Origin of the sequence: Burkholderia sp. Ac-20353 (assembly GCF_017104785.1) — a bacterium.
Classification (GTDB): Bacteria; Pseudomonadota; Gammaproteobacteria; order Burkholderiales; family Burkholderiaceae; genus Burkholderia.
In genome coordinates, this window is record NZ_JAAGPL010000322.1 from 1 (window position 1) to 6,093 (window position 6,093).

Below are 6,093 nucleotides of genomic sequence, written 5' to 3' on the forward strand. Positions count from 1 at the left end.
GCCGATGTCGCGGCCGTGGCCGGTGGCTCCTGCGCGTGCAGCGCCTGCGCGGCGGCCAGCAGCGCCGATGCGCCGATGGAGGCCTTCAACAACGTGTATTTCATCTCTAAACCCCTGTCGATGCGCGTGTGATGTGTGTTTGATGCATGTAGCCGGCGCGCGGCGTGGCACGCCTGGTCGATCGCGCCGCGTGCGGTGGCGTGTCGAGCAGCCTCTTCGCAACAGCCGTGCCAGCGGGCGCGCGGGCCGATGTCTCGCGGCATTGCCGTCGATCGGGGTATGCCGGACGGGGGCAGACGGTCGCGCATTTCGGCCGCTTTGCTGAAAACCCAGCACCGCTGCGCGTGGCCGCACGGCGTGCTGCATTTGCGGCATCTCGCTGGAAATCCAGCGCGCGATTCGACGCACGGTGGCCGCACGCGCAGGCAGGACGGTCGTGGCACGGTGCTTGCTCACGACACGGACCATGCTTCTAACAACGAGGATTTTCATGAACGCGTTCACGTCCGCCGCTGCGCCTGCTCCCGCGCCGTCTCCGATTTCTTCCCGTCCGCCTGCGAGCCGCATCGCCGACGACGCGCATGCGCTCGAAACCGCGCGCCGCCTTGCCGGCGAACTGTCGCGCGACGCGGCGCTGCGCGACCGCGAGCGGCGGCTGCCGTTCGCCGAGCTCGACCTGTTCTCGGGCAGCGGCCTGTGGGGGATCACCGTGCCGCGTGAGTACGGCGGCGCGGACGTATCGCTTGCGACGCTCGGCGCAGTCGTGCGGACCGTCGCCGAAGCGGACCCGTCGATCGGCCAGTTGCCGAAGAATCATTTCCACGCGCTCGACGTGATCCGGCTGACCGGCGACGACGCGCAGCGCCGCAAGTTCTTCGGCCTCGCGCTCGATGGCGCGCGCATCGGCCATGCGGCGTCCGAGCGCGGCACGAAGAACGCGCTCGAGATCGCCACGCGGCTCACGCGGCGCGGCGGGCGTCTCGTGCTCGACGGCCAGAAGTTCTATTCGACCGGCGCGTTGTTCGCCGACTGGATCGCGGTGCTCGCTCTCGACGACGACGGCCGCTACGTGCAGGCACTCGTCGAGCGCGACCGACCGGGGCTCGACATCGTCGACGACTGGAGCGGCTTCGGCCAGCGCACGACGGCAAGCGGCACGCTGACGTTGTCGGAGGTCGAGGTCGATCCGGCCGACGTCGTGTCGATCCAGGCCGCGTTCGAGCGGCCGACGCTTGCGGGGCCCGTGTCGCAATACCTGCATGCGAACATCGACGTCGGCATCGCGCGCGCGGCGATCGCCGACACGATCGACTTCGTGCGCACGCGCAGCCGGCCGTGGGCGGACAGCGGCATCGCGCGCGCATCGGACGATCCGTACGTGATTCGCGATGTCGCGGACCTGCAGATCCGGCTGCTCGCGGCCGAGGCCGTGCTCGATCGCGCGGCCACGGAACTCGCCGCGCTGCCGGACACGCCCGACGACGCTCAGGTCGCGCACGCGTCGGTGCAGGTCGCGGTCGCGAAGGTGCTCGGCACGGAACTCGCGATCCTCGCGACCAACAAGCTGTTCGAGCTGTCGGGCACGCGCTCGGTGCTGAGCGAGTACAACCTCGACCGTCACTGGCGCAACGCGCGCACACACACGCTGCACGATCCGGTGCGCTGGAAATACCACGCGATCGGCAACTACGTGCTCAACCACGTCAATCCGCCGCGCCACGGGTATCTGTGATGAACGGCACGCGTTCGAATCCGCCACAGTTCGCGCTGCAGGACCCCGCGCGACGTCGTTACCTGATCGCGTCCGCGTGGGCCGCGGCCGGACTCGGCGGCGCCGCGCATGCGTTCGCCGCAGACGCCGCCGCCGCTGCGGCCACTGCAGCACCGGTGCGCGGCGGCACGCTGTCGCTGTTCGCGCAGCCGGAGCCGCCGTCGCTCGTCAATGCGGTGACGCCGCACGTCGCGTCGCAGTATGTCGGCGGCAAGATCTTTCAGGGCTTGCTCGTCTACGATCCGCAGCTCAGGCCGGTGCCGGTGCTCGCACGCAGCTGGAACGTGTCGGCCGACGGGCTGCGCTATACGTTCGACCTGCAGCCGGGTGTGCGCTGGCACGACGGGCAGCCGTTCGGCGCGCAGGACGTGGTCGTTACGCTGAAGGAGATCGCACCGCAGGCGCTGCCGCGCACGAAGGTGACGTTCGACAAGTACATCGCGTCGATCGACGCGAGCGGGCCGCTGCAGGTGACGATCCGCCTGAAGAAGCCGTATGCAGGCCTGATCAATCTGCTCGGCAGCGGGCTGCTGCCGATCCTGCCGGCCCACCTGTACCAGGGGAAGGACCCGCGCAGCAATCCGGCGAACCAGCATCCGGTCGGCACGGGGCCGTTCGTGTTTCGCGAGTGGAAGCGCGGCGCGTATGTGCGTGTTGCGCGCAATCCCGACTACTGGAAGAAGGGGCTGCCGTATCTCGACGGGATCGTGTTCAACATCGTGCCCGACGCGGCCGCGCGTGCGATTGCGTTCGAGCGCGGGCAGATTCATGCGCTGCGCGCGGGCGACGTCGACTACGCGGACGTCGCGCGGCTCGCGAAACTGCCGGACGTCGCGCTCACGACGCAGGGCTGGGAGCTGTTCACGGGGATGGCCTTTCTCGAACTGAACCAGCGCAAGCCGCCGTTCGACAACGTGCTCGTGCGGCAGGCCGTGCTGCATGCGCTCGATCGCCAGTTCATCGTCGACCGGATCTTCTACGGCTACGGGAAGGTGGCGAACGGCCCGTTCGTATCGTCGTCGCCGTTCTACGATCCGGGCGTGCCGCGCTTTGCGCACGACCCGGACCGTGCGCGGGCGCTGATCCGCCAGTCGGGCGTCGACGTCGGCCGGTTTCCGCTCGTGCTGCTCAACGGCGAGAAGGGCGGCGCGTGGGAGCGCGTCGCGGAATACACGCAGCAGGCGCTCGCGCAGGCGGGCTTCCGCATCCGTGTGCAGACGACCGACGCGGCCGGCTGGTATGCGCGCGTCGCGAACTGGGATTTCGACCTGAGCTACAACTTCCTGTTCCAGAACGCGGATCCCGATTTCGGCGTGTCGCCGCTGTACCGGATCGACGGCATCTCGAAGGGATCGCCGTTCGGCAACGTTGAGGGCTATCGCAATCCGACGCTCGATGCGCAGTGGGACGCCGCCGCGCAATCGACCGATCCGGCCGCGCGGCGCGGGCTCTATGCGCAGATCCAGACGGCGCTCGCGAACGACGCGGCCATCGCCAACATCTTCGAGATGGTCAATCCCACGGTGTACCGGCGCAACGTGCACAACCTGCTGCGCACGGCCACCAGCGTGAACGACAGCCTCGAGGACACATGGATCGGGTAACGCCATGACAAGCGGGTTGAGAAGCGCGCTGCGCGTGTCGGCGACGGTGGTACGGGGGCTGGCGGTCGTCCTCGGCGTGCTGGTCGTCAATTTCTTCCTGGTCCGGCTCGCGCCCGGCGATCCGGCGCTCATGCTCGCGGGCGACGCGGGCGCGGGCGATGCCGAATACGTCGAGCGGCTGCGCGCGCAGCTCGGGTTGAGCCGGCCGCTAGTGGAACAGTTCGCGGTGTATCTGCAACGCGTCGTGCACGTCGATTTCGGCTACTCGTACCGGAATCAGCTCCCGGTGCTGCAACTCGTCGCGGAGCGCCTGCCTGCGACGCTGCTGCTGATGGCGGCCGCGTTCGCCGTGTCGGTCGTGGCCGGCGTGACGGCCGGCGCCGTCGCCGCGTGGTGCGAGACGCGCGACGGCAGGTGGGAACGCCAGGTCGCGCGCGCGATCGGCGCGCTGGCCGTGATCGCGTATGCGACGCCGCTGTTCTGGCTGTCGCTGACGAGCGTGATCGTCTTCTCGGTCTGGCTCGGCTGGCTGCCGTCGTTCGGGATGGAGAGCGTCGGCGCCGGCTACACGGGCGTGCGCCACGTGCTCGACGTGGCCGCGCACCTCGTGCTGCCCGCGACGACGCTCGGGCTCGTCTACGGCGCGATCTACGTGCAGCTCACGCGCGCGGCGATGCTCGAAGTCGTCGAACGGGAGTTCGTGCGCACCGCGCGTGCGAAGGGCGCGTCCGAGCCGCGCGTGATGATTCGCCACGTGCTGCGCAATGCGCTGCTGCCGGTCGTCACGTTCGGCGGCCTGCAGCTCGGGCAGCTCGCGGGCGGCGCGCTCGTCACCGAGATCGTGTTCGCGTGGCCGGGCCTCGGCGGCCTGATGTACGACGCGCTGATGCAACGCGACTATCCGGTGCTGCTCGGGCTGCTGGCGGTCGTCGCGGCGCTCGTCGTCGGGTTCAATGCGCTGACCGATCTGCTGTACGGGATCGTCGATCCGCGTGCTGCCGTGCGGGAGGCGCGATGATGAGCCGCCGTTCGCAGCGCTTCCTGCAGCGCTTCCTGCACCGCTTCGTCCGCGCGCCCGGTGCACTCGCGGGCACGCTGTTTCTCGCCGCCGCCGCGCTGGTCGCGCTGACGGCGCCGCTGTGGCTGCCGTCGCCGTGGCGCCTCGCGGCCGAGCCGATGATGCGACCGCTGCTGGATGCGGGCCATCCGCTCGGCACCGACATGCTCGGGCGCGACGTGCTGGTCGGCCTGCTGTGGGGCGCGCGCGTGTCGCTGTTCGTCGGGCTCGCGGCAACCGTCGCAACCTTTGCACTCGGCGCGACGGTCGGCGCGCTCGCGGGCTGGTGCGGTGGCTGGATCGACAGCGTGCTGATGGGTGTCACCGCGCTGTTCCAGACGATTCCGCAGTTTGCGCTTGCCGTGACGATTGCCGCGGTGCTCGGCGCGTCGCTCGAATCGACGGTCATCGCGATCGCTGCCGCGTCGTGGCCCGCGATCGCGCGGCTCGTGCGCGGCGAGTTCATCGGGCTCGCGCACCGCGAATTCGTGCTGGCCGCCCGCGTTGCCGGTGAGACGCCCGCCGCGCTCGTGCGGCGCCAGATCCTGCCGCACGTGCTGCCGCCGCTCGCGGTGCTGGCCGCGCTAATGGTCGCGACCGCGATCCTGACCGAGTCGGCGCTGTCGTTCCTCGGGCTCGGCGACCCGGCGCAGATGAGCTGGGGCTTCATGATCGGCGCCGCGCGCAACGTGATTCGCGACGCGTGGTGGCTGAGCATCTGGCCGGGCGTCGCGATCGTCGCGACCGCGCTCGCGATCAATCGCGTCGGCGAAGGCTTGCGCGTGGCGTCGGCGCTCGCGCGGGCGACGACGGAGGGCGCGCGATGAGCGGCGCGCCGCTGCTGTCGATCGAGCATCTCACGCTCGCGTTGCCGCCGGGCGCGGAGCGTCGCGAAGCGGTGCGCGACGTGTCGCTGACGATCGCGCCCGGCGAAGTGCTGTGCGTGGTCGGCGCGTCCGGATCCGGCAAGTCGCTGCTCGCGTCGGCGATCGCGGGGCTGCTGCCGCACGGCGTGCGCCGCGAGCGCGGCCGGATCGTGCTGCATGGCTGGGACCTGACGCGCGGCACGGAAGCCGAATGGCGCGCGGTGCGCGGGCGTGACGTGTCGATGATTTTCCAGGAGCCACTCGCCGCGCTCAATCCGCTGATGCCGGTCGGCGCGCAGGTCGACGAGGTGCTGCGCGTTCATCGCGTGCTGACCGGCCGCGGCGAGGCAGCCGCACGCGCTGCGCGCGTGACCGCGCTGCTGCACGACGTCGGGCTGCCCGAACCCGAGCGGCTGCGTCATGCGTACCCCGATGCGCTGTCGGGTGGCCAGCGGCAGCGCGTGCTGATCGCGATGGCGCTGGCGCTCGAACCGGCACTGCTGATCGCCGACGAGCCGACGACCGCGCTCGACGTCACCACGCAGTCGCGGATTCTCGCGCTGATCGCGCAAGCGACCCGCGCGACGCGCACCGGCGTGCTGCTGATCACGCATGATTTCGGTGTGGTCGCGCAGATCGCCGATCGCGTCGCGGTGCTGCGCGACGGCGAAATCGTCGAAAGCGGCCGCGCGGCCGACGTGCTGCGCGCGCCGCGCGATCCTTACACGCGCGCGCTGCTCGATGCGGTGCCGCACGGCCGGGTCACGCAGCGCGCGGTCGCGCGCAGCGGCGTGC

Annotated in this window: 5 protein-coding genes; all 5 read left to right on the forward strand. The window is 70.4% G+C overall.

From position 1 onward, the window contains the following. The first annotated feature begins 490 nt into the window (after positions 1–490). On the forward strand, positions 491–1,732 hold the full coding sequence (locus G3N94_RS39085) for an SfnB family sulfur acquisition oxidoreductase (protein WP_205799549.1): 1,242 nt from the start codon (positions 491–493) through the stop codon (positions 1,730–1,732). Then, the gene (locus G3N94_RS39090; protein WP_241022328.1) at positions 1,732–3,375 is read left to right on the forward strand and encodes an ABC transporter substrate-binding protein; all 1,644 of its coding nucleotides are present in this window, start codon (positions 1,732–1,734) and stop codon (positions 3,373–3,375) included. The genes G3N94_RS39085 and G3N94_RS39090 overlap by 1 nt, the downstream gene beginning before the upstream one ends. Before the next feature lie 4 nt (positions 3,376–3,379). Next, positions 3,380–4,393 carry an ABC transporter permease gene (locus G3N94_RS39095; RefSeq protein ID WP_205799550.1) on the forward strand — a complete coding sequence of 338 codons (1,014 nt, stop codon included), beginning with the start codon at positions 3,380–3,382 and terminating at the stop codon, positions 4,391–4,393. A 23-nt stretch (positions 4,394–4,416) separates the two neighbouring features. Next, entirely contained in the window at positions 4,417–5,259 is an 843-nt protein-coding gene (locus tag G3N94_RS39100) for an ABC transporter permease (RefSeq protein WP_205799553.1), read from the forward strand. Continuing rightward, positions 5,256–6,093 (forward strand): ABC transporter ATP-binding protein (locus G3N94_RS39105; protein WP_205799551.1); only part of this gene is annotated, 838 nt, incomplete at its 3' end. The genes G3N94_RS39100 and G3N94_RS39105, both read left to right, overlap by 4 nt.

Coding starts and splice junctions, on each gene's coding strand:
- G3N94_RS39095 (WP_205799550.1), top strand. CDS start 3,380: ATGACAAGCGGGTTGAGAAGCGCGCTGCGCGTGTCGGCGACGGTGGTA.
- G3N94_RS39090 (WP_241022328.1), top strand. CDS start 1,732: ATGAACGGCACGCGTTCGAATCCGCCACAGTTCGCGCTGCAGGACCCC.
- G3N94_RS39085 (WP_205799549.1), top strand. CDS start 491: ATGAACGCGTTCACGTCCGCCGCTGCGCCTGCTCCCGCGCCGTCTCCG.